The 21,589-nt window shown below is 61.1% G+C and carries 19 protein-coding genes; 1 reads left to right on the top strand and 18 read right to left on the bottom strand.

Annotated elements, in window-relative coordinates:
* Nucleotides 1-58 precede the first annotated feature (58 nt).
* A complete protein-coding gene (locus tag ACP7B7_RS03250; RefSeq protein ID WP_426075727.1) occupies nucleotides 59-955 on the top strand; it encodes a LysR family transcriptional regulator in 897 nt (298 codons plus the stop codon).
* A gap of 345 nt (nucleotides 956-1,300) precedes the next feature.
* Here ACP7B7_RS03250 and ACP7B7_RS03255 read toward each other — a convergent pair whose 3' ends face one another.
* The 18 genes from ACP7B7_RS03255 to ACP7B7_RS03340 all read right to left on the bottom strand — a co-directional run bounded on the left by ACP7B7_RS03255 (nucleotide 1,301) and on the right by ACP7B7_RS03340 (nucleotide 21,523).
* Nucleotides 1,301-2,065 carry a hypothetical protein gene (locus ACP7B7_RS03255; RefSeq protein WP_426075728.1) on the bottom strand — a complete coding sequence of 255 codons (765 nt, stop codon included), beginning with the start codon at nucleotides 2,063-2,065 and terminating at the stop codon, nucleotides 1,301-1,303.
* A 200-nt stretch (nucleotides 2,066-2,265) separates the two neighbouring features.
* Complete coding sequence (locus tag ACP7B7_RS03260; protein WP_426075729.1) at nucleotides 2,266-4,713, bottom strand: DUF4238 domain-containing protein; 2,448 nt, start codon at nucleotides 4,711-4,713, stop codon at nucleotides 2,266-2,268.
* Nucleotides 4,714-5,239: 526 nt separating this feature from the next.
* Nucleotides 5,240-6,019 carry an enoyl-CoA hydratase gene (locus ACP7B7_RS03265; protein ID WP_426075730.1) on the bottom strand — a complete coding sequence of 260 codons (780 nt, stop codon included), beginning with the start codon at nucleotides 6,017-6,019 and terminating at the stop codon, nucleotides 5,240-5,242.
* A 71-nt stretch (nucleotides 6,020-6,090) separates the two neighbouring features.
* On the bottom strand, nucleotides 6,091-7,287 hold the full coding sequence (locus tag ACP7B7_RS03270) for an acetyl-CoA C-acyltransferase (RefSeq protein ID WP_426075731.1): 1,197 nt from the start codon (nucleotides 7,285-7,287) through the stop codon (nucleotides 6,091-6,093).
* Between the two features lie 25 nt (nucleotides 7,288-7,312).
* Entirely contained in the window at nucleotides 7,313-9,712 is a 2,400-nt protein-coding gene (locus ACP7B7_RS03275; RefSeq protein WP_426075732.1) for a 3-hydroxyacyl-CoA dehydrogenase/enoyl-CoA hydratase family protein, read from the bottom strand.
* Nucleotides 9,713-9,726: 14 nt separating this feature from the next.
* Entirely contained in the window at nucleotides 9,727-11,517 is a 1,791-nt protein-coding gene (locus ACP7B7_RS03280; protein WP_308923625.1) for an acyl-CoA dehydrogenase C-terminal domain-containing protein, read from the bottom strand.
* Nucleotides 11,518-11,601: 84 nt separating this feature from the next.
* The gene (locus tag ACP7B7_RS03285; protein WP_308925647.1) at nucleotides 11,602-12,207 is read right to left on the bottom strand and encodes a TetR/AcrR family transcriptional regulator; all 606 of its coding nucleotides are present in this window, start codon (nucleotides 12,205-12,207) and stop codon (nucleotides 11,602-11,604) included.
* 229 nt (nucleotides 12,208-12,436) lie between these two features.
* Nucleotides 12,437-12,826 carry an RNA-binding S4 domain-containing protein gene (locus ACP7B7_RS03290; RefSeq protein ID WP_308923624.1) on the bottom strand — a complete coding sequence of 130 codons (390 nt, stop codon included), beginning with the start codon at nucleotides 12,824-12,826 and terminating at the stop codon, nucleotides 12,437-12,439.
* Entirely contained in the window at nucleotides 12,823-13,986 is a 1,164-nt protein-coding gene (gene clsB, locus ACP7B7_RS03295; RefSeq protein WP_426075733.1) for a cardiolipin synthase ClsB, read from the bottom strand. Before clsB ends, ACP7B7_RS03290 begins: the two co-directional genes overlap by 4 nt.
* 8 nt (nucleotides 13,987-13,994) lie before the next feature.
* On the bottom strand, nucleotides 13,995-14,816 hold the full coding sequence (locus ACP7B7_RS03300) for an endonuclease/exonuclease/phosphatase family protein (RefSeq protein WP_426075734.1): 822 nt from the start codon (nucleotides 14,814-14,816) through the stop codon (nucleotides 13,995-13,997).
* 76 nt (nucleotides 14,817-14,892) lie between these two features.
* On the bottom strand, nucleotides 14,893-15,186 hold the full coding sequence (locus ACP7B7_RS03305; RefSeq protein ID WP_308923621.1) for a hypothetical protein: 294 nt from the start codon (nucleotides 15,184-15,186) through the stop codon (nucleotides 14,893-14,895).
* Nucleotides 15,186-15,668: a dihydroneopterin triphosphate diphosphatase gene (gene nudB / locus ACP7B7_RS03310; RefSeq protein ID WP_426075735.1), complete on the bottom strand. Its 483-nt coding sequence runs from the start codon at nucleotides 15,666-15,668 to the stop codon at nucleotides 15,186-15,188. Before nudB ends, ACP7B7_RS03305 begins: the two co-directional genes overlap by 1 nt.
* Nucleotides 15,669-15,748: 80 nt before the next feature.
* Nucleotides 15,749-17,545, bottom strand: coding sequence for an aspartate--tRNA ligase (gene aspS, locus ACP7B7_RS03315; RefSeq protein ID WP_426075880.1), 1,797 nt, complete (start codon nucleotides 17,543-17,545; stop codon nucleotides 15,749-15,751).
* 70 nt (nucleotides 17,546-17,615) lie between these two features.
* Nucleotides 17,616-18,251: a DUF502 domain-containing protein gene (locus ACP7B7_RS03320; RefSeq protein WP_426075736.1), complete on the bottom strand. Its 636-nt coding sequence runs from the start codon at nucleotides 18,249-18,251 to the stop codon at nucleotides 17,616-17,618.
* A gap of 46 nt (nucleotides 18,252-18,297) precedes the next feature.
* The gene (locus ACP7B7_RS03325; RefSeq protein ID WP_426075737.1) at nucleotides 18,298-18,600 is read right to left on the bottom strand and encodes an FmdB family zinc ribbon protein; all 303 of its coding nucleotides are present in this window, start codon (nucleotides 18,598-18,600) and stop codon (nucleotides 18,298-18,300) included.
* 79 nt (nucleotides 18,601-18,679) lie between these two features.
* Nucleotides 18,680-19,282 carry a methyltransferase gene (locus ACP7B7_RS03330; RefSeq protein WP_426075738.1) on the bottom strand — a complete coding sequence of 201 codons (603 nt, stop codon included), beginning with the start codon at nucleotides 19,280-19,282 and terminating at the stop codon, nucleotides 18,680-18,682.
* A gap of 19 nt (nucleotides 19,283-19,301) precedes the next feature.
* Complete coding sequence (gene ubiB, locus ACP7B7_RS03335) at nucleotides 19,302-20,873, bottom strand: ubiquinone biosynthesis regulatory protein kinase UbiB (RefSeq protein ID WP_426075739.1); 1,572 nt, start codon at nucleotides 20,871-20,873, stop codon at nucleotides 19,302-19,304.
* On the bottom strand, nucleotides 20,870-21,523 hold the full coding sequence (locus ACP7B7_RS03340) for a ubiquinone biosynthesis accessory factor UbiJ (protein ID WP_308923615.1): 654 nt from the start codon (nucleotides 21,521-21,523) through the stop codon (nucleotides 20,870-20,872). The genes ubiB and ACP7B7_RS03340 overlap by 4 nt, the downstream gene beginning before the upstream one ends.
* Nucleotides 21,524-21,589: the final 66 nt, after the last annotated feature.

The raw sequence follows: 21,589 nt of genomic DNA on the forward strand, positions 1-21,589 counted from the left end.
GCTTTGCTATGATGCAAACAACTTATTTTTCTACGATCCAGTCGCCAATGGAATACCGATGAATTTACGAACGCTGCGGATCTTTGTCGAAGTGGTGCGCCAGGGCGGCTTTTCGCAGGCGGCGGCATCGGTGTCGCTGACCCAGTCGGCCGTCAGCAAGGCCGTCAGGACCTTGGAAGAGGAACTGGGCCTGCCCTTGCTGAACCGCCTCGGCCACCGCATCGAACTGACGCCGGCCGGAGAAATCACCTGTCGCCGCGCGCAGACGATGCTGGCCGAACGCCAGGATCTCCTGGTCGAACTCGATGAACTGAAGGGATTGCAACGGGGCGTGCTCAGGATCGGCATTCCGCCGGTCGGCAGCGGCGTCGTGTTTGCCGCCATGTTCGCCGCCTACCGCAGCCGCTACCCGGCCATCGAGATTGCCTTGCTGGAGCATGGCGGCCAAAAACTGAACCAGTGCCTGCACGACGGCGAGATCGACGTGGCGGCCATCCTGGCGCCCGTGCATGCCGACTTCGATTTCCAGGAAGTGCGGGTGGAACCGCTGGTGGCGCTGATGTCGGCCAGCCATCCGCTGGCGGGCAGCGATCGCGTCGACTTCACGCAACTGGCCACCACCCCCTTCATCCTGTTCGAAGGCGGCTTCGCGCTGAACCGCATCATTTTGGATGCCTGCGCGCGCAAGGGCGTGCAGCCGAAGATCACCGCGCGCAGCGCCCAGATCGACTTTATCGTCGACCTGGTGGCGGCGGGACTGGGCGTGGCATTCTTCCCGCGCATGCTGGCGGAAAAACACCGGCGCGAGGCTATCTGGCAAGCGCCCCTCGATGAACCGCACACCGACTGGCACATGACCCTGGCGTGGCGGCGGCAAGCCTACCTGCCGCCGGCGGCGCGCGCCTGGCTGGAACTGGCGGCGCAGATGCAGCACGTTGGGTCTCACATAAGTTGAGACTAACGTTCCTAGGAATCAAGCACTTAGCGCGCGAGTTCTCGCATAAGTTGAGATCAGTTCTCACAGAAGATGAGATTCTTCAGCAAATTCTCACATAAGTTTAGATTATTCAGATTGCTTAATTTGTATGCAGAAGAGCTTACTAGCATGCAAGTCTGACGCGCTGGTCTATTCCAAACGACACGGGATCACCGGTTGCGGTTCACTTTCCCTTCCGATCAACGACAACTCGATCAAGAATGCGATTCGTCCGATTGCAACTGGCAAGAAGAACTTGCCCCCCACAGCAGCCCGCCCAAGTTCTGACATTATTGAAGCCTATCAACATGTCCAAGTCCTGTCCTACACCTTTTTCCCTACGGCGTAGGCGCAATACCAGTCGAGAAACCCTTCGATATCGTGGCTCATCCTGAGGACGTTGACGATTATCGGCGTGGTTCTGGCAAGCGGCTTTTCCGAATGTATCCCTTCGGCTTTGAGAATAAGCAGCTCTACTTCGAAGTCATTCGGCAAGACCACGGACCTCATGTGTTTCGGTGCGGAGTGGACGACGAAATTGTCGCGCACTTCCTTCAGCGGCATTTCGAACCATGAAGTCCCATTTCGAATGTAACTCGCGTAAGTTTCGTGCTCGCCGTAAGAGCCGGAGAGCTTCTGGAAGAACTTCTTGTGGTCGCTGAACGAATTGAAGCTCGGACGGTTTCCGCCCTTGAGAAACCGACTCGACATAGCAGCTACGCGGTCAAGCAGTATCCTTGCATGGATCAAGCAGTTGATGATTTCCAGTTCGGTATATGGCGCTATCTCCCGGTACTTGTCGGCAATCTTCCGCTCGTGGGACGTGTAAGCCACCCGGTGTTTCCCGGCGTAGTGCGCCGAAGCCATGTAGCGCGCGACGACCGACATGTTCGTTAGGAAGCGTCGTGCCGACAGGAAGTAGAGGAGATACGCGTCGCGGTAGCGGGATATGTCCGTACTGATTACCGGGTTCAAGTCGTGTCCCAAGACTTCGAACCAAGGCTCCAAGGGATCGCGCTTAATCCTAGCTATCTCATTGCGGACGTTCGGCCGTTTTCCGAGCGGGCGGTGCCCCAAGGGGAAATTCATGCGGTGCGGCTCCGGCTGTGAATGTTGTGGCTGAGTCCGGCCTTGCAATTAACTGGGCCCTGTGTATAGTTTCCTGTAATACATTGTAAGACAACCAGTATGAAAACAGCTACCGTAAGAGCGCGCCTGCCCGACAGCTTCAGGGCCACTTCGAAGGTCTCCGGACAATCTCTCTCCTCGATTTATTGATTGAATTCTCGTCATGTCGTCCTTTGTCCGCTGTCATCCTCTGGCTCGTCAAACACCAAGCGCAGCGCGTATGGAATGGGCCGAGGTTGGGTCACGCCGGCAAACATCACGAGCAACCGCTGCACCTCGTGACGGGCAAATCCCGCCGGTGGTACGTGCAGCTCCAAGCGTGCGTGGAGCAGGACACTGTCGCCAGCGCATTTCCCCGTGCGCTCGACCTTACCGCGCACCTGACGCATCTGCTTGGCAAGCACGCTGGGATCGGACCCATCTTCCGGGGAGGAGATCGATTTGGCCAGCCGTCGCAGGAGCGTCCCGATAGGCGGGCGGTCGTCGCTATCGATGCGTTCTTTCACCCGCTGCGAGTTGAGTTCCACCGGAAACGATATCTCGCGCAAGGCCCGTCCCACGGGTTCCCATGTGGATTGCGACTGTGTACCGCCAGGTTGAGCATGCATTAGGAGCTGAGACCAGTTCGCCTCCGTGTCGACATGGATGATCGAGCCAGTAAGTGCCGCCAGATACAACGCCGCTTCCAAGCTCAACTCCTTGCGGATCTGGAACTGCGCACCGGCCCTTCCCACAGGGAGTGGCTGCAGCAGCGTGAATGGATCGGCCTCAGCTTGGTGCTTGAAGTCCGCGATGATCCGATCCGTCATTTTGGAGTCAGCCTTTGGTCTGTGGTTGGCAATCCAGCGCCGCTGGTATGCCTCTGGCAGCATCCAGATGAGGCGTTGCGCGTCTTCTTCCGGGAGTTTCAGGAAGCGGTACAGGCCGCCAATCTTAGGGGGCTTCTGTCCGTCGGTGCGCCGCGTGAGCACATCCTGAACATGCTGGCCGAGTGGGGCACTGACCTCGCCGGGATCAGGCACCAGATGCACGATGCCGTCGCGAATAAATGGCTCGAGCACCAAGAGCAGCATGACGTTCTTGAGTGTCTGCATCTTGTGCCCGGCGGGCGACTCGATGGGGCTGAACTCGGGCTTCATGCGCATGCCCAGGAAGAATGGGTTGACCAATACAATTTCATCGACAAACGGCAGCCAGCCCAGCACTGTCGCCTCGATGGTGCGCGGATCGCTGACGCCGATGTAGGCAGAGCGCAGGACTTTCGGATTGGGTCGCGGTAGCAGAGAGGCCAGATCGGTGTCTTCGGGCCACAGGCTCGCAAACACTCCATGGATACGCTTGACCTGCTCGTCGCTCAGGTCGCGGCGCACGTCTTCCCAGGACGCTCCGTCAAATAGCCCCAGGATTCCCTTGACCGCGTTACAGAACTTCAGGTTGCGCTCGCGCAGGCCGTAGACCTCCCACGACGGACGCTCCCCAGATGGCAACTGCTGGCAGCAATCCTTGAACGCGTAGGCGCTGCCGCAGCCGCAGAAGTCGTTGGCCCCGATGTTCTTGCGGGGGGACTCGCGCGTAAGGAATTCATGAGCCTTGGACGTACGGCCATGTTCGTCCCAATAGCCAGACGTTCCGTCCTTGTAGCCGATGTAGATTTCCCCGCCAAAGTGCCACAGGTTGTCCTTGGGTAGCAGCACATTAGCAATCTGGGCCCATGACCCCTTGAACTCCAGTTCCGGGTAGAGCCAAGTCTTGTCGGCGGCTGCGATGTAGCGCTTGGCCCGTGACTTGAGCAGGTGGTTGATCGCGATCACCTCATCCCGACTCAATAGTCGGTCTCGGATGAAGGCGTCGGTGCGCGCCATGCCCACGCCCAAGTGTCGGGCGTTCGTGCGAAGCCGCATCAGGTCTGGTTGATCCGGCTCCTTAGCATATTCCAGGTGCGTGAGAATCAGGCAGGTGTTGGCATCCAGCGCGAAAACTGTCTGAGATCCAACGGCCGCAACCATCGGATCATGCGGGTAGGCGCACTGCTCAGACGTAGCATCCACCGCCGCGTTGTAGACCGTCACTGGGTGGTCCGTCAGGATAAACTTCACATCCGAGTCATGTGCCGAGACGATCTCCCGCACGCCCTCGACCCACATAGTGCAATGCATCCAGCGCAAAGCCTGCATCTCGACCATCAGATCGACTTGCCCCAGAGCGCCGTAGCACGAGCGAATCCAGTCCAAACCCTTGGGCGTGCGCAGCTTCTGCGATGCCATGTGCTCAAAGAAATCCTGGAACGATTCGTGGACGTCGGCTTGATTGCCGAGCGCGAAGGCCCGAAGTGCTATCGCCCCCTGGTCGTCGATGGCACCAAACAAGTACTTCTCGACGTCGTCGTTGACGATCGGACCGAAATGCGTAGTGTATAGATCGAATTCGACGAAACATTTCTTGGTGACCGATTCACGGAGCGCATGATGCGGCACTTGTCGGCCGTCAGGCAGCGTATTGCAATCAGGGGCCAGGTTGAGATGAAAGAGGCGTGATTGACCGGGAGCGAGGAAACCGCGCTGGTACCACTGCGGGACATAATGGTTGTTTCTGGTCTGCTGATCAGTCATCGGCTCACTCGGTTCGTTTTCTGCGTGGATTATCACATAATCCCTGCGGGCCTGAGGAGGGGGAGACCAGCGTGCAACGGCGCTCCGGAACTTGCATCTGATCACCAACCCGAGCCCACGCTGGTGCCGCCGGCGTGCCACGCGCGACCACCACAATGGCCAGCTCCAGGTGGACGGCGGGTACCAGCGGTGCCCGATGCCAACTTATTCCTTCATCTGCTCACCGATCGGATCCTCGCCAGCGCCGCCGCAATGGCCAGCACCACGGAAATGAGGCGCACCAGTTGGGCGCCGCCGCTAGTGTAACGTCGAGAGTACACGAAGAGTATGGGCGAAAAATGCCGGGGATACCAAGGCGTGGTTAGTGGCACACAGATCTTTTCAGACGTATATCTGAACAAATTGGAAAAGAAGTTCTGTGAAAGCAACTTCTGTTCAACTTATGTAAGAAATATCCCGACTTATGCGAGAAAAATCCCGACTTTTGTGACAGTCAATGGCAGCAATAGCGCCGAGTACTAGGGACTCAAGCAAACTTCTTGAAGTCCGGCTTTCTCTTTTCAAAGAACGCCGTAAACGCTTCTTTCGCTTCCGGGCCGCCCAGCATGGCGCTGAACAGCTGGTTTTCGTCGGCGATGGCCGCCTTGATCGGCTCCATGCGGCTCTGCTTCATCAGGCGCTTGGTGGCGCGGATCGAGGCGGCCGGCAGGGCCACCAGTTTGGCGGCCTGGGCCTGGGCGAACGGGATCAGCTCGTACAGCGGCAGCACTTTCGACACCAGCCCCATTTCCAGCGCTTCCTGGGCCGGGAACGACTCGCCCAGCATCAGCTTTTCGGCCGCGCGCGGGTAGCCGGCCAGTTGCGTGAGCAGCAGGCTGGAGGCAAATTCCGGGCACAGGCCCAGCTGGGTGAAGGGCATCGAGAAGCTGGCATTGTCGGCCGCGTAGACCAGGTCGCAATGCATCAGCATGGTGGTGCCGATGCCGATCGCGGGGCCCGAGACCGCCGCCACCACGGGCTTGCCGCAGCCATACAAGGCGCGCATGAACTGGAATACCGGGCGGTCATGGTCGAGCGAGCCGTCTTTCGGGCGCGCCGTCTTCATGAAGTCGTCGAGGTCATTGCCGGCCGTGAAAATCTCGCGCTTGCCGCACAAGACAATCGCGCGCACTTCGGTGTCGGTTTCGGCCGCCACCAGCGCATCGGCCAGGGTCTGGTACATCGCGCCCGTGATCGCGTTCTTGCGTTCCAGGCGGTTGAATTCCAGCGTCAGTATGCCGTCGCTCTTGCTGCACAAAATATCCATGGTGTCTCCAAAAAGTAAGGGCGCCGAGGAGGTTCCGCAGCGCCCTGTTTTATTGCTTCAGTCGGTCAAACTTATACGCGTTCAAAAATCCCGGCGGCACCCATGCCGGCGCCCACGCACATGGTCACCATGCCGTACTTCTGCTTGGTGCGCTGCAGCGCGTGGATCACGGTGGCGGCGCGGATGGCGCCGGTCGCGCCCAGCGGGTGGCCCAGGGCGATCGCGCCGCCCATCGGGTTCACTTTCGACGGGTCCAGGCCCAGGTCGCCGATCACGGCCAGCGCCTGCGCGGCGAACGCTTCGTTCAGTTCGATCCAGTCCAGCTGGTCCTGGGTGATGCCGGCGGCGGCGCACGCTGCGGGAATCGCGAACTTCGGACCGATGCCCATGATTTCCGGCGGCACGCCGCGCACGGCGAACGACGAGAACTTGGCCAGCGGCGTCAGATTATGCTCGCGCAGGATTTTTTCGCTGACGATCAGCAGCGCACCGGCGCCGTCCGACATCTGCGAGCTGTTGGCGGCGGTGACGCTGCCCTTGGCGGCAAACACCGGTTTCAGCTTGGCCAAGGACTCCATGGTCGAATCGGCGCGCGCGCCTTCGTCGGTGTCGACGGTGCGGCGCGAGACATCCACCTGGCCGGTGGCCAGGTTCGGCGTGCGCGTGATGATCTCGACCGGCGTGGTTTCGGCCTTGAAGAAGCCGGCCTGCTGGGCGGCGATGGCGCGGCGGTGCGATTCGACCGAGAACGCGTCCTGCTGTTCGCGCGTCACTTTCCATTGCTGCGCCACTTTTTCGGCCGTCAGGCCCATGCCGTAGGCCATGCCGATGTTTTCATCGCTGAACATGTCCAGGTTCATCGACGGGTGGTGGCCCATCATCGGCACCATCGACATCGATTCGATGCCGCCGGCGATCATCACGTCGGCTTCGCCAACGCGGATGCGGTCAGCGGCCATGGCGATGGCGGTGATGCCCGAGGCGCAGTAACGGTTGACGGTCACGCCGCCGACGGTTTTCGGCAGGCCGGCCAGCAGTACCGACTGGCGGGCGATATTGAAGCCCTGCTCCGCTTCCGGGAACGAGCAGCCGATAATGGCGTCGGTGATCAGCGCCGGGTCCAGGCCAGGGGCTTGCGCCAGCGCCGATTGCAGCACGCGCACCAGCAGGTCGTCGGGACGGGTGTTCCGGAACATGCCGCGCGGCGCCTTGCCGATCGGCGTGCGGGTGGCGGAGACGATATAGGCGTCTTGAAGTTGTTTGCTCATGGTCTTCTTTCGTGTTCTCTATCGATTAGTTGCGCACTGGCTTGCCGGTCTGCATCATGCCCATGATGCGTTCCTGCGTCTTGGGATGGTTCAGCAATTCCAGGAAGGCCTTGCGTTCCATGTCCAGCAGCCACTGTTCGCTGACAAAACTGCCCTGGTCGATATCGCCGCCCGACACGATCTCGGCGATCATCTCGCCCAGCTTGAAATCGTGCGCGGAGATAAAGCCGCCGTCGCGCATATTGACCAGCTGCGCCTTGATGGTGCCCCAGCCGTAACGGCCCGTGACCTGGATCAGCGACGGCAGCGCTGGACGGAAGCCAGCGTCGAACATGGCGCGCGCTTCGACTTTCGCCACGTGCAGCAGCTCGTAGGGATTGAAGACGATGACGTCGTCTTCCTTCAGGTAGCCCATTTTTTTTGCTTCCAGCGCCGACTTCGACACATTGGCGGTAGCGGCATTGGTGAAGCCCACCTTCAGGAACTGCAGGATGTCATTGCCGTTGGCCTGTTTGTAGGCGCGCTGCGCCGCTTCTTTCAGGCCGCCGCCGGCGGGAATCAGGCCCACGCCCACTTCCACCAGGCCGATATACGACTCGATCGAGGCCACGCGTTTCGATGCATGCAGCGCCAGTTCGCAGCCGCCGCCCAGCGCCAGGCCCGCCACCGCGGCGATCACCGGCACGTTCGCGTATTTCAGCGACATGAAGGTTTTCTGCAGTTCGGCGATAATCGGATCGACCGCCTTGACGCCGCCCTGCATGAAGGCCGGCAACGCCGACTGCAGGTCCGCGCCGGCCGAGAACGCGCCGCCTTCGGCCGCATCCGCGTGCCAGATCACCAGGCCCTTGAAGTTCTTCTCCGCTTCCGCCAGGGCCAGTTTCAGGCCGTTGATCACGCCTTCGCCGATCACGTGCATCTTGGTCTTGAACGAGATGATCAGGACGTCGTCGCCGCTGTGCCAGACGCGCACGGATTCGTCTTCGAACACGGTGGTGCCGGCGGTTTTTCCATCCACCGCGCCGCTGCCAATGACTGGCGCGCGGAATGGCTGGCGGTCGTAGACCGACAGGGTCGAGCGCGGCACGAAGCTGTTCGACACAGCCGAGTATGAACCTTCGGCGGTGTGCACGCCGCCCTTGTCCGCCACAGGACCTTCGAATACCCAGGCCGGCAGCGGTGCATTGCACAGCGCCTTGCCGGCGTCGATATCTTCCTTGACCCAGTTGGCCACTTGCAGCCAGTTCGAGGCCTGCCACGTTTCAAACGGACCGACGTTCCAGCCGAAGCCCCAGCGCATGGCGAAGTCGATGTCGCGCGCATTGTCGGCCACGGTGTCCAGGTGGATGGCGATGTAGTGGAAGGCGTCACGGAAGATCGCCCACAGGAACTGGCCCTGCGGATTGGTCGAATCGTGCAGCGCCTTCATCTTCTTGACCGGATCCTTTTCCTTCAGGATGCGGGCGATGATGTCGGCCGCCTTGGCGCCGCCGGCCACGTATTCACCGGTGGCGAAATCGAGGCGCTGGATCTCCTTGCCGACCTTCTTGTAGAAGCCGGCGCCGCTCTTCTGGCCCAGCGCGCCTTTTTCCACCAGCTTGGCCAGCACGTCCGGCGTCTTGTAGACGGCGGCGAACGGGTCGTTCGGCAGGTAGTCCTGCATGGTCTTGATCACATGGCCCATCGTGTCCAGGCCCACCACGTCGGCGGTGCGGAAGGTGCCCGACTTGGCGCGGCCCAGCTTGGCGCCGGTCAGGTCATCCACCACATCGACCGACAGGCCGAATTTTTCGGCTTCGTGCACGATGGCCAGGATGCCGAACACGCCCACGCGGTTGGCGATGAAGTTCGGCGTATCCTTGGCGCGGACCACGCCCTTGCCCAGGGTGGTGGTCAGGAAGCCTTCCAGCTGGTCCGAAATCTCGGGCTTGGTAAACTCGGTCGGAATGATTTCGACCAGGTGCATATAGCGCGGCGGATTGAAGAAGTGCACGCCGCAGTAGCGCGATTTCAGGTCGGCGTCAAAGCCTTCGGCCAGCTTGGTGATCGACAGGCCGGAGGTGTTCGACGCAAAAATCGCGTTCGGGCCGATATGCGGCGCCACCTTCTGGTACAGGTCGTGCTTCCAGTCCATGCGCTCGGCGATGGCTTCGATGATCAGGTCGCAACCGGCCAAGAGGTCCAGGTTGTCTTCGTAGTTGGCGACCTGGATCAGGGCCGCATCGTCCTTGTTGCCCAGTGGCGCAGGCGACAGCTTTTTCAGGTTCTCGATGGCGCGCAGCACGATGCCATTCTTTGGGCCTTCCTTGGCCGGCAGGTCGAACAGCACGACCGGTACTTTCGCGTTGATGCAATGGGCGGCGATCTGCGCGCCCATCACGCCGGCGCCGAGGACGGCTACTTTTTTAACGATGAAATTGGTCATATTTTCCTCAAGTCTTAGAACAGGTCTGCGTCGAGTGCCATCAGGTTGGCCGAACCGGAGCGCGCCTGGCGGATCAGGGTGGCCGTTTCAGGTTGCAGGCGGGCGAAATAGAAGCGTGCGGTAGCCAGCTTGGCGGTGTAAAAGGTGTCGCCAGACGATTCTTTTTCCAGTGCGATCTTCGCCATCTGCGCGAACAAATAGCTGTAGATCATGTGGCCGACCACGCGCAGGTAAGGCACGCAGGCCGCGCCCACTTCGTCCGGATTCTGGAACGCCTTCATGCCGATTTCCATGGTCAGCTTGGTGACCTTGTCGCCCAGGTCGCCCAGCGGCGTGACGAATTCGCTCATCGCTTCGTCGGTGCCGTTGTCTTCCACGAAGGCCTTGATCTTTTCGCCGAACTTGCGCAGCTTGGCGCCGTTGTCGCCCAGGATCTTGCGGCCCAGCAGATCCAGCGACTGGATCGTGTTGGTGCCTTCATAGATCATGTTGATGCGCGCGTCGCGCACATATTGTTCCATGCCCCATTCCGAAATATAGCCATGGCCGCCGAACACTTGCATCGCGTCCGAGGTGGCGATCCAGGCGTTATCGGTGATAAAGGCCTTGATCACGGGCGTGAGCAGCGCGACTTCGTCGGCCGCTTCCTTGCGCACGTCGGCGTCAGGGTGGTGCAGTTCGCGGTCGATCTGCAGCGCCACGTACGAGGTAAAGGCGCGCGCGCCTTCGGCGTAGGCTTTGCCGGTCAGCAGCATGCGGCGCACGTCAGGGTGCACGATGATGCGGTCGGCCGGCAGTTCCGGGTTCTTGATGCCGGACAGCGAACGCATTTGCGTGCGGTCCTTGGCGTAGATCAGCGCGTTCTGGAAGGCGATCTCGGTCAGGCCCAGCGACTGCATGCCCACGCCCAGGCGGGCCGCGTTCATGAAGACGAACATGGCGTTCAGTCCCTTGTTCGGCTGGCCGATGATCCAGCCGCGCGCGCCGTCCAGGTTCATCTGGCAGGTCGAGTTGCCGTGGATGCCCATTTTTTCTTCGATGGCGCCGCAGGTGATCGGATTGCGTTCGCCAACCGTACCGTCTTCCTTCGGCAGGAACTTCGGCACCAGGAACAGCGAAATACCTTTCGAGCCTTCCGGTGCGTCGGGCACGCGGGCCAGCACCAGGTGCAGGATGTTTTCCGCCATGTCGTGCTCGCCGGCCGAGATAAAGATCTTGTTGCCGGTGATCAGCCACGAACCGTCGTCCTGTGGCAGCGCTTTCGAGCGCAGCAGGCCCAGGTCGGTACCGCAGTGCGGTTCGGTCAGGCACATGGTGCCGGTCCATTCGCCCGACACCAGCTTCGGCAGGTAGACCTGTTTCTGGTGATCGGTACCGTGTTCCTTCAGGCACTCGTAGGCGCCGTGCGACAGGCCCGGGTACATCGACCAGGCCTGGTTCGACGAGTTCAGCATTTCATAGAACGAATTGTTCAGCACCACCGGCAAGCCCTGGCCGCCGTATTCCGGATCGCAGGCCAGCGCCGCCCAGCCGCCGTCGACGTACTGCTTGTACGCTTCCTTGAAGCCTTTCGGCGTGGTCACGGTGTGGGTCGCGGCGTCGTGCTTGCAGCCTTCGCGGTCGCCCGAGTGGTTCAGCGGGAACAGCACTTCCGAGGTGAACTTGGCGCCCTCTTCCAGTACCTGGTTGATGATGTCGGCATCGACTTCGGCGTAATCGGGCATGGCTTTCAGCTCTTCACCGACGTTCAGGAACTCATGCAGAACGAATTGCATATCACGGATAGGCGCGACGTATTGACCCATTATTTTCTCCTCAAGGCATTAGCTAAAGTGTTGTACTTGTATGTGCGGCGTATGTTGCTGATCCTGCTGATCCTGCTGGACTGCTTATTCTGTGACGGTGGCGTGATTCTGGTACGACTCGATCAGGCGCTCGAAACCGCGCTGCGCCCGCTCGATGCTGCCCGGCACGCGCAGGAAGCGCGCGTCGTGATGCAGGGCCAAAATCAGGCCATACATTTCATACACCATCTGCTGCGCGTCGGTGCCGGCCTTCAGGTCGCCGGAAGCGATCGACTGCTGCACGCTGCGCAGCAAGGCGCCCTGCCAGGCTTGCACCATGGCCACCAGCGACTCGCGGATCGGGCCCGGGCGGTCGTCGTACTCGACGGCGCCGCTGATATAGATGCAGCCCGAGGCGATTTCCACGCTGACCCGCTTGACCCAGCGCGCAAACATCGATTGCAGGCGGGCGATGCCGCGCGGCTCTTTCATGCTCGGAAAAAACACTTCCTGCTCGAAACGATGGTGGTAGAGCTTGAGCACTTCCATCTGCAAGTCTTCGCGCGAGCCGAAATGGGCGAACACGCCCGATTTGCTCATGTTCATCTTGTCGGCCAGCAGCCCGATGGTCAGCCCTTCCAGGCCGTCGCGGCTGGACAAGTCCAGCGCCACGTCGAGGATGGCGGCCCGCGTCAGTTCGCCCTTGCGCATGAATTTGACTGAAGTATTCAAAATTACCGTTCTTAATGTGATGTGGCCAGACTGGTGGATTTTGTCGTAGCGGCAAAAAAAAGCACGCCATGAAAAAATCCGAACGCTCGTACTATTATCCAGTGCGCCGCAAAAGTCAAACACGAAATTTAGAGCGGACGTTCTATTAATGCGATGCAACAATTCCTGGCCGGCTTGTCGCGGCCAGGAAACGGCGTATTGAGGCAACTCAGGAGAGGTCGCCGGCCTTGCTCAGTTGACGGCGGTCGCGCTTGGTCGGCCGCCCTTTGATGGTGCTGCCCGGCTCGCGGAACAGTTTGCGTTCTTCCTGCGCCTGCTCGCGGCGCGCGATGCTGGCCGGCGTTTCCGCATACAGCAGGCGCGCCACGGGCGCCGCGCCGCGCTTGTCGGACAGGCCCAGCACTTCCACTTCCCAGGTATCGGCGCCATTGTCGATGAACAATTCATCGCCGATGCGCAGGCCGCGCGCCGGTTTCACGCGCTCGCCGCCCACTTTGACTTTACCGGTATCGACGGCCTCGCTGGCCAGCGTGCGCGTCTTGAAAAAACGCGCCGCCCACAGCCATTTGTCGATACGCAGATTGCTCATCTCGCTCATGCGTATTTCCCTACTGAAAAGATGCGCATCACCAGGCGGTAACTCCAGAACGCCAGCTCATAGCCGATGCGCTGCACCCGGCCGATATGCTTGAAGTCGTCCTGGTGGATCACCTTGCCGTCGGCAATGCCCTGTTCTATATGCTGGCGCAAGGCCTGGGCGAACGCCACGTCCTTGATCACCACATTGGCTTCCTGGTTCAAAAACAGGCTCAGCGCGTCGATATTGCTCGAACCCACCGTGGCCCAGTCGTCATCGACCACCGCCACCTTGGCGTGCAGCTGGGTCTTGCGGTACTCGACGATTTTCACGCCGGCCGCCAGCAGCTTAGGGTAAAACGAATGCGCGACGGCATCTTGCAGCTTGAACTCGCCCACGCCGATCAGCAGCACCACGTCCACCCCGCGCTGGGCGGCGCGCGCCAGCGCCCGGCGCAGCTTGTGGCCGGGTGCAAAATACGGGTTGGCCAGCATCACGCTCTTGCGCGCCTGGCCCAGCGCCTGCAGATAGGCGCGCTGGATGGTGCGGCGGTTGCGCAGGTTGTCGCGCACGACAAAGCCGGCCACCACCGGGTTCTTCGCCAGTTCCTTGCCGACCACCCGCATCTTGCGGTACAGCTTGATGCGCCGCACCAGGTTCATCTTGCCCAGGCGCGCCCACTGCGCCTGCGCTTCCATATGGATGGCGTCGACCAGCGGCCCTTTCACCTGCACCGCGAAATCCCAGCGCGGCGCTTCCAGGCTGATATTGTGGTCGTAGTCGCAAAACATGTCGTCATTGATATTGATGCCGCCCACCAGCGCCACCTCGTAATCGACCACGCAGATCTTCCGGTGCGTGCGCGTGATGCCGCGCAAGAACCACGGGTTGAACACGCGGTGATGCACGCCCGCCGCTTCCAGCTGGGCATGCATGGCGTTGACCCTGCGCCGGCCCGTGCCGAACCAGTCGGTAATCATGCAGACCATGACGCCGCGCGCGGCCGCCCGCTTGAGGGCGTCCAGTACCAGGGTGCCGGTGGCGTCGTCGGCAAAGATATAGGTCTCGAAATAGACCTCTTTCTTTGCATTGTCGATGGCGCCGATCAGGGCGGGAAAGTAGTCGGTGCCGCAATACAGCAGCCGGATGTCGTTATGGGCGGTATAGTGGACTGAACGCATGCGCAACTCTAGGCCAGTTTCAAGGCGGCAACGATCGGCGCATGGTCCGACAGTTTTGCCCACAAGGTGCCATGCATCACTTGCGCCCCTTCCACCTGGAAGCCGCGCACATAGATGCGGTCGAGCCGGAACCATGGCAAGGCGGCGGGAAAGGTGCGCGCCGGCACCGGCACCGGCGGACGGGCCTGGCGCCGCGCCAGGGTGCGCACCAGGTCGCCCAGGGCGGAATTGGAGGCGCGCTGGTCGAACACTTCCACCACGCCCAGCGCATTCCTCAGCTTGTCGCTGAGGGTGTTGCGCCAGTCGTTGAAGTCGCCCGCGATAATCACCGGTTCGCCATTCGGCGCCGAGGCGTTGACGGCGTCGATCAGGGCCTGCGTCTGGCGGCCCCGTCCCGATTCGAACAAGCCCAGGTGCACCACATAGCAGTGCACGTCGGCCTGCGGCGTTTTCAGCACACAATGCAGGATGCCGCGCTGCTCATACGCATGGTCGGACACGTCGTGGTTGATCTGCGAGCCGATCGGATATTTGCTGAGCAAGGCGTTGCCATGGTGGCCATGGTCGTACACGGCATTCATGCCGTAGGCCGTATGGTGCTCGGGGCCGGCAAAGAATTCATGCTGCGACGCTTCCGGCCAATGCTTGTGGCCATGCGTCTCGGCGCCGTAGCGGGCCGCATTGCGGTCGTGCTTGCCCTGCACCTCCTGCAGGAACACGACATCGGCATCGAACAGGGCGATCGCCTGCTTGAGGGCATGCACGCGGGGCAGCCCGCGCACGGAGGACACACCCTTGTGGATATTATAAGTTGCTACGCGGATTTTCATGCATTGATTCTACTCCGAGACAGGCGCGCCGCGCTGCATTCAACGGTGCGTGCGCGCACCTAAAGTGGAAGTTGGATCAGGCCAGCATGCGTCCCACGCCAGCCGTCACGCTGACCAGCAAGGCCGTGATGGCGGCCGCCCACACGATCTTGACCAGCAGCGGCGCGCCGCGCCAGGCGACAGTGCGCTTGCCGACGGCAAATGCGCCCGGATGCAGCAGCCAGCCGATCGCCACCAGCGGCAAGCCGATCGGCGGCGTGCGGTCCGGCGGATTAAAGCGGAACAGGGCCAGGATCACGCAAATGCAGAACGCGATACCCAGGGCACCGAGCAGCTTTTGTTGCATCGTCAAATAATTCCAGTTCAGCATCAGGTACTTTCTTGTGGCGCCAGGCCCGGGTTGAGGCCCGTGATGGCCGGCAGTTGCAGAATCGCTTCCGCATTGGAAGAAGAAAAACACTGGTCGGCCGCCGCCAGATACGGCAGCCATGTATAGCGCAGGTGTTCGCGCGGATTGACAGTCACCACGCAGTCGCGCGGCACGCGCACGCTGAACACGTGTTCCGTATTGTGGACCACGCCGGGTGCATAGCGATGGCGCCAGACCGGATAAATCTCATAGATATTTGACAGCTGCCAATCGAGCAGCGCGATCTGCTGGCCGTCGGCGACGATGCCAGTCTCTTCGAACAGCTCGCGCGTGGCCGCCTGCAGCAGCGGTTCGTCAACGGCGTCGATCGAACCGGTCACCGATTGCCAGAAGCCGGGCTGCCCCGCGCGCTCGATCAGCAGCACGTCGAGGTCGGCCGTATGGATGACGACCAGCACGGAAACGGGAATTTTATAAGTCATGGCAATAATGAAAAAGGGGTCAGACCCTTGGGACTCGGCGTCCCCGTCTGACCCCAGCCCTCAACGGGTCAGGCTTTGCTTTAGACTACTTTAGGATCGGCGCTGCGCAAACGGATATGCAGTTCGCGCAGTTGCTTCTCGTCCACTTCCGACGGCGCGTGGGTCAGCAAGTCTTGCGCGCGCTGGGTTTTCGGGAAGGCGATCACGTCGCGGATCGATTCGGAACCGGTCATCATGGTCACGATACGGTCCAGGCCGAATGCCAGGCCGCCATGCGGTGGCGCGCCGTATTGCAGGGCGTCGAGCAGGAAGCCGAATTTCAGCTGGGCTTCCTCGGCATCGATCTTCAGCGCGCGGAACACTTTCGACTGCACTTCTTCGCGGTGGATACGGATCGAACCGCCGCCCAGTTCCCAGCCGTTCAGGACCATGTCGTAGGCCTTGGCGATGCAGGCGCCCGGATCGCTTTCCAGCATGTCTTCATGGCCGTCTTTCGGCGCCGTGAACGGATGGTGGGTGGCGGTCCAGCGGTCCGCTTCTTCGTCGTGCTCGAACATCGGGAAGTCGACCACCCACAATGGCTTCCACACGTCGTCGAACAGGCCGGCTTTCTTGCCGAATTCGCTGTGGCCGATTTTCACGCGCAGCGCGCCGATGGCGTCGTTGACGACTTTCGCCTTGTCGGCGCCGAAGAAGATCAGGTCGCCGTCTTGCGCGCCGGTCTGCTCGAGGATCGTGGCCAGCACGTCGGCCGGCAGGAACTTGACGATCGGCGACTGCAGGCCTTCAGGACCCTTGGCTTTCTCGTTGACCTTGATGTAGGCCAGGCCCTTGGCGCCGTAGATGGCGACGAACTGGGTGTAGGCATCGATTTCCGAACGCGGCATGGTGCCGCCGCCCGGTACGCGCAAGGCCACCACACGGCCGCCCTTCATGTTGGCGGCGCCGTTGAAGACCTTGAACTCGACCGATTTCATGATCTCGGTCAGGTCGGTGAAGGCCAGCTTGACGCGCATGTCCGGCTTGTCGGAACCGTACAGGCCCATCGCTTCGGCAAAGTCCATCACCGGGAACGGGTTCGGCAGCTCGATGTTCAGGGTGTTCTTGAACACCACGCGGATCATGTCTTCGAACAGGTCGCGGATTTCCTGTTCCGTCAGGAACGAGGTTTCGCAGTCGATCTGGGTGAATTCAGGCTGGCGGTCGGCGCGCAGGTCTTCGTCGCGGAAGCACTTGGTGATCTGGTAGTAACGGTCGAAGTTGGCGACCATCAACAGCTGCTTGAACAGCTGCGGCGACTGCGGCAGCGCGAAGAAGCTGCCGGCGTTGACACGCGACGGCACCAGGTAGTCGCGCGCGCCTTCCGGGGTCGACTTGGTCAGCATCGGCGTTTCGATGTCGATGAAGCCCAGGTTGTCGAGGTACTTGCGCACTTCCATCGTCACCTTGTAGCGCAGGCGCAGGTTGTTCTGCATCTGCGGGCGGCGCAGGTCCAGCACGCGGTGCGTCAAACGCGTGGTTTCCGACAGATTGTCGTCGTCCAGCTGGAACGGTACCGGCACGGAAGGATTGAGCACTTCCAGTTCCGAGCACACCACTTCGATCTTGCCCGATTTCAGGTTGTTGTTGATGGTGCCGTCGATACGGTTGGTCACCACGCCCGTCACGCGCAGGCAGAATTCATTGCGCACGGCTTCGGCGACCTTGAACATCTCGGCTTGTTCCGGGTTGCAGACGATTTGCACCAGGCCTTCGCGGTCGCGCAAGTCGATGAAGATCAGGCTGCCGTGGTCGCGGCGGCGATGTACCCAGCCGCACAGGCTGACGGTTTGGCCCAGCATGGCTTCGGTGACGAGGCCGCAATATTCAGTACGCATAGACATAAAAATTCTCAGTTCAGGTTAGTGAGTGTTCGATCCGGCCACGCCCCACGTGGAGCGCCTGCCTTTATTCTTTGGCTGCCGGCACCGTTACCGGGGCAGCGACAGCGGCAACTTCCGCGGGCGCCACCACGCCCATCGAGACAATGTACTTGAGCGCCGCGTCGACGCTCATGTCGAGCTCGACCACATCGCTGCGTTTCATCATCAGGAAAAAACCCGATGTGGGGTTGGGCGTCGTGGGCACATACACGCTGACATAATCGCCCACCAGGTGCTTGGCCGCATCGCCGCCCGGCACGCCCGTCAAAAAGGCGATGGTCCAGGAGTTCTGGTGCGGATACGGCACCAGCACGGCCTTGCGGAACGCATTGCCCGACGAGGAAAACAGGGTGTCCGACACCTGCTTGACGCTCGAATACAGGGAATTGACGATGGGAATGCGTTGCAGCAGGCGCTCCCACAGTTTCACCACGTAGTTGCCGACCAGGTTGTTGGTCAGCAAGCCAGTCAAAAACACGATCAATATGGTCAGTATCGTGCCCAGGCCGGGAATGTCAAAGCCGAACAGCGATTGCGGGCGGAAACGTTGCGGCACCAGCAACAGCGACTGGTCCAGCGTGCCGATCACCAGGTTGAGTACCCAGACGGTGATCGCCAGCGGTACTAAAATCAGCAATCCGGTAATAAAGTATTTACGCATCGGTTTCTCGGTAATGGCCACGGGCTGCGGCTTGCGCCACAGTGCTTCAGTCCGCTTTCGGCGCGGCGGCCGGCGCTGCCGCTGGCGTGGCCGCGGCGGGTGCGCTGTCGGCAGCCGGCTTGGCGCTCTCGGCAGGCCCGGTCGGGATGGCGGTGGTCGGCGCCGTGCCGCCACGGAAATCGGTGGCGTACCAGCCGGTGCCCTTCAACTGGAAACCGGCGGCGGTCAATTGTTTCTTGAAACTGGGCTTGCCGCAAGACAGGCACACCGTCAGCACGGGATCGGACATCTTTTGCAAGACATCCTTGGCAAAACCACACTCTTCACAGCGGTAAGCGTAAATCGGCATCAGAACTCCGCAAAAATCATCAAAAACCCTGAATTATAAAGCTTTTCCACGGCGCTTAGCAGAAATAGCCGGGGTGGCTTCAGTCAGGGCGACGGTGCCAGGCCATCCAGCGTTCCTTGCCGGCAAACACGGCAATCGAATCGTCGACGCTTTCATCGGCCAGGCAGTCGAAATGCGGCGCCAGCAATTCAAACAGCTGCTCGCGGGCGATGCCGAACGGCGGCCCCTTGCCATTGTCGTCAAAAAAGAAATAGCCGGCCAGCATGGCGCCCGGCGCCAGCAGCTGCGCCCAGCGCGCGGCCACCTGCGGCCACATGGCGCGCGGCATGGCGCACAGAAAGGCCCGTTCATAGATCAGATCGAGCGGTGCATCGGGCTGCCAGGCAAAGAAATCGGCCTGCTCCACATGTTCTGCCCGCTGGCCCAGCACGGCGCGGGCCGCGGCCACGGCGCCCGGCGAAAAGTCGATGGCGGTGGTCTTCCAGCCATGATCGAGCATGAAGGCCAGCTCGTAGGCCGAGCCGCAGCCGGGAATCAGGCAGCGCAGCGGCGCCGGACTGCCGGCGACAAATTGCGCCAGGCGCTGCGGCACGCCACCCTGGTCCCACGGCGTGAATTGCTTGTCAAACCGCTCGTCCCAGAAGGCGGGCGAGAGCGGATCGCGGGTTTGAAAGTCAGCCATCACTCTCCTTTACAGGCGCTTAGAATGGCAGTTGATGCCAGCGCATGAACAGCTGGAAGCCCAGGGCGCCAAGCGCAAAGGCGCCGACGAAATACACGATAAAGCTCAGCAGGCGATTGGTTTGTCTTTGCTCCGCCAGCAAGGTTTTCATCAGCTCCACCTCGTTTTCGCGCGGCTCGCCGGCCACCGTCAAGGCCTGGTGCAGCAAGCGCGGCAGTTGCGGGAAGATATGCGCATAGCGTGGCGCCTCGGCGCGCATCCGTTCCATGAAGCCTTGCGGCCCCACCTGCTTGCTCATCCATTTTTCCAGATACGGCTTGGCCGTCTGCCACAGGTCCAGTTCCGGGTCCAGCTGGCGGCCCAGGCCTTCGATATTGAGCAGCGTCTTTTGCAGCAGCACCAGTTGCGGCTGCACTTCCACGTTGAAGCGGCGCGAGGTCTGGAACAGCCGCAGCAGCACCTGGCCGAACGAGATATCTTTCAAGGGACGGTCGAAGATCGGCTCGCAGCAGGCGCGCACGGCCGCCTCCAGTTCGTCGACGCGGGTTTCCTTCGGTGCCCAGCCCGATTCGATATGGGCTTCGGCCACGCGCTTGTAGTCGCGGCGGAAGAAGGCCAGGAAGTTTTGCGACAAATAATCTTTATCGTAGTCGTTCAAGGTGCCGACGATGCCGAAGTCGAGCGCGATATAGCGGCCGAACGACTCGGGCGCGATCGACACGAGAATATTACCCGGGTGCATATCCGCATGGAAAAAGCCGTCGCGGAATACTTGCGTGAAGAAAATTTCCACGCCATCGGTGGACAGCTTGCGCAAGTCCACGCCGGCCGCCACCAGGCGGTCGATCTGCGACACCGGGATGCCGTTCATGCGTTCCATCACGATCACGCTGCTGGAGCAGTAATCCCAGTACATTTCCGGCACCAGCAGCAAGTTCGACTCGGCAAAGTTGCGGCGCAGCTGGCTGGCGTTGGCCGCCTCGCGCATCAGGTCCAGCTCGTCATGCAGGTATTTGTCGAACTCGCCCACCACTTCGCGCGGCTTCAGGCGCTTGCTGTCGGCCCACAGGCGGCTGGTCCACTCGGCGGCGATATGCATCAGCGCCACGTCTTCGTCGATCAGCTTTTTCATGCCCGGACGCAGCACTTTGACGGCCACTTCCTTGCCATTTTTTAACGTTGCAAAGTGCACCTGGGCAATCGAAGCGGACGCCACCGGGTCGCGCTCGAAATGGGCGAACAGCTGGTCCGGATGAGCGCCCAAGGACTTCGTGATCTGTGCGATCGCCAGGTCGGAGTCGAACGGCGGCACCCGGTCTTGCAGGTGGGCCAGTTCTTCGGCGATATCGGGCGGCATCAGGTCGCGCCGGGTCGACAGCACCTGGCCGAACTTGACGAAGATGGGGCCCAGCTCTTCCAGGGCAAGGCGCAGGCGCAGGCCGCGCGGCGAGGACAGGTCGCGCCAGAAGATGACTGTGTCGATCAGCTTGGCGGTACGCGGTACTTTCAAGCCAGAGATGGCGATTTCATCAAGACCGTATTTGATGGATACCCGGATGATTTTTAACAGGCGCAAAAATTTCAAGATCATGTAGACACATCCGGTGAAGGTGGCAAAGGCTGGACGGCAGCATGCGCCTTTTCCAGCCGGGCAAGGCGCTTGGCCAGGCGTTCGACGTCGTCGCGCACGCGCGTAACGCCGGCGGAGTAGTCCGCCAGGTTGGCGGGCCGGATCAGCAGTGGCTGTTCTTCCAGGAAATACTCGGCCACGTTTTCCGCCAGTTTTTGCTGGCCGGCACGGACAAAGTCCACCGCATCGCGGGCGCCGGCGACCATGCGCGTGGCCAGTATCGGGCCCAGCACTTTTTCCAGGTCGTGTTCGGCATCCCAGCGCAGACCCTTGCTCAGCTGCGAGATCGCATTGGCGAACTCGGCATCGCCCTCGATCTTTACATAGGAAAATGCGCGCTCGCGGTTTTGCGCAATCAAGGGCAAATCCGACAGTTTCACGCGGATGGTGACATTGGCCGGCACATCAACAGGTGCGCGCTCCAGCATGCCGATACCGTCGACCAGCAGGCGGATCGCCACGGCGCCCGTATCGATCACGGCGAGCTTGCCGGCATGCACGGCCAGTTGCTTGCGCGCCCACGGCTCCTGCGCCAGCAAGTGGTTGATGGTGGCCACGGCAGCCAAGCTGACGGCGGCCGTCGGGGAAAGATCTGGAACAGATGCAATCATATGCTTGCGCGCCAGGCGCGCCCTTAAAAAGAAAAGACCGCCCGAAATACCTGCGGGCGGTCTTGA

The sequence above is a fragment of the Janthinobacterium sp. PSPC3-1 genome, assembly GCF_049896105.1.
Classification (GTDB): domain Bacteria; phylum Pseudomonadota; class Gammaproteobacteria; order Burkholderiales; family Burkholderiaceae_D; genus Janthinobacterium.

Bases quoted from the DNA above. Each gene is read 5' to 3' on its own strand.
- ACP7B7_RS03305 (WP_308923621.1), bottom strand. From the start codon at position 15,186: ATGCTGAACTGGAATTATTTGACGATGCAACAAAAGCTGCTCGGTGCC.
- ACP7B7_RS03340 (WP_308923615.1), bottom strand. From the start codon at position 21,523: ATGATTGCATCTGTTCCAGATCTTTCCCCGACGGCCGCCGTCAGCTTG.
- clsB (WP_426075733.1), bottom strand. From the start codon at position 13,986: ATGCGTTCAGTCCACTATACCGCCCATAACGACATCCGGCTGCTGTAT.
- ACP7B7_RS03280 (WP_308923625.1), bottom strand. From the start codon at position 11,517: ATGGGTCAATACGTCGCGCCTATCCGTGATATGCAATTCGTTCTGCAT.
- ubiB (WP_426075739.1), bottom strand. From the start codon at position 20,873: ATGATCTTGAAATTTTTGCGCCTGTTAAAAATCATCCGGGTATCCATC.
- ACP7B7_RS03330 (WP_426075738.1), bottom strand. From the start codon at position 19,282: ATGGCTGACTTTCAAACCCGCGATCCGCTCTCGCCCGCCTTCTGGGAC.
- aspS (WP_426075880.1), bottom strand. From the start codon at position 17,545: ATGCGTACTGAATATTGCGGCCTCGTCACCGAAGCCATGCTGGGCCAA.
- ACP7B7_RS03320 (WP_426075736.1), bottom strand. From the start codon at position 18,251: ATGCGTAAATACTTTATTACCGGATTGCTGATTTTAGTACCGCTGGCG.
- ACP7B7_RS03270 (WP_426075731.1), bottom strand. From the start codon at position 7,287: ATGAGCAAACAACTTCAAGACGCCTATATCGTCTCCGCCACCCGCACG.
- nudB (WP_426075735.1), bottom strand. From the start codon at position 15,668: ATGACTTATAAAATTCCCGTTTCCGTGCTGGTCGTCATCCATACGGCC.
- ACP7B7_RS03265 (WP_426075730.1), bottom strand. From the start codon at position 6,019: ATGGATATTTTGTGCAGCAAGAGCGACGGCATACTGACGCTGGAATTC.
- ACP7B7_RS03285 (WP_308925647.1), bottom strand. From the start codon at position 12,207: ATGCGCAAGGGCGAACTGACGCGGGCCGCCATCCTCGACGTGGCGCTG.
- ACP7B7_RS03290 (WP_308923624.1), bottom strand. From the start codon at position 12,826: ATGAGCGAGATGAGCAATCTGCGTATCGACAAATGGCTGTGGGCGGCG.
- ACP7B7_RS03275 (WP_426075732.1), bottom strand. From the start codon at position 9,712: ATGACCAATTTCATCGTTAAAAAAGTAGCCGTCCTCGGCGCCGGCGTG.
- ACP7B7_RS03300 (WP_426075734.1), bottom strand. From the start codon at position 14,816: ATGAAAATCCGCGTAGCAACTTATAATATCCACAAGGGTGTGTCCTCC.
- ACP7B7_RS03260 (WP_426075729.1), bottom strand. From the start codon at position 4,713: ATGACTGATCAGCAGACCAGAAACAACCATTATGTCCCGCAGTGGTAC.
- ACP7B7_RS03255 (WP_426075728.1), bottom strand. From the start codon at position 2,065: ATGAATTTCCCCTTGGGGCACCGCCCGCTCGGAAAACGGCCGAACGTC.
- ACP7B7_RS03325 (WP_426075737.1), bottom strand. From the start codon at position 18,600: ATGCCGATTTACGCTTACCGCTGTGAAGAGTGTGGTTTTGCCAAGGAT.
- ACP7B7_RS03250 (WP_426075727.1), top strand. From the start codon at position 59: ATGAATTTACGAACGCTGCGGATCTTTGTCGAAGTGGTGCGCCAGGGC.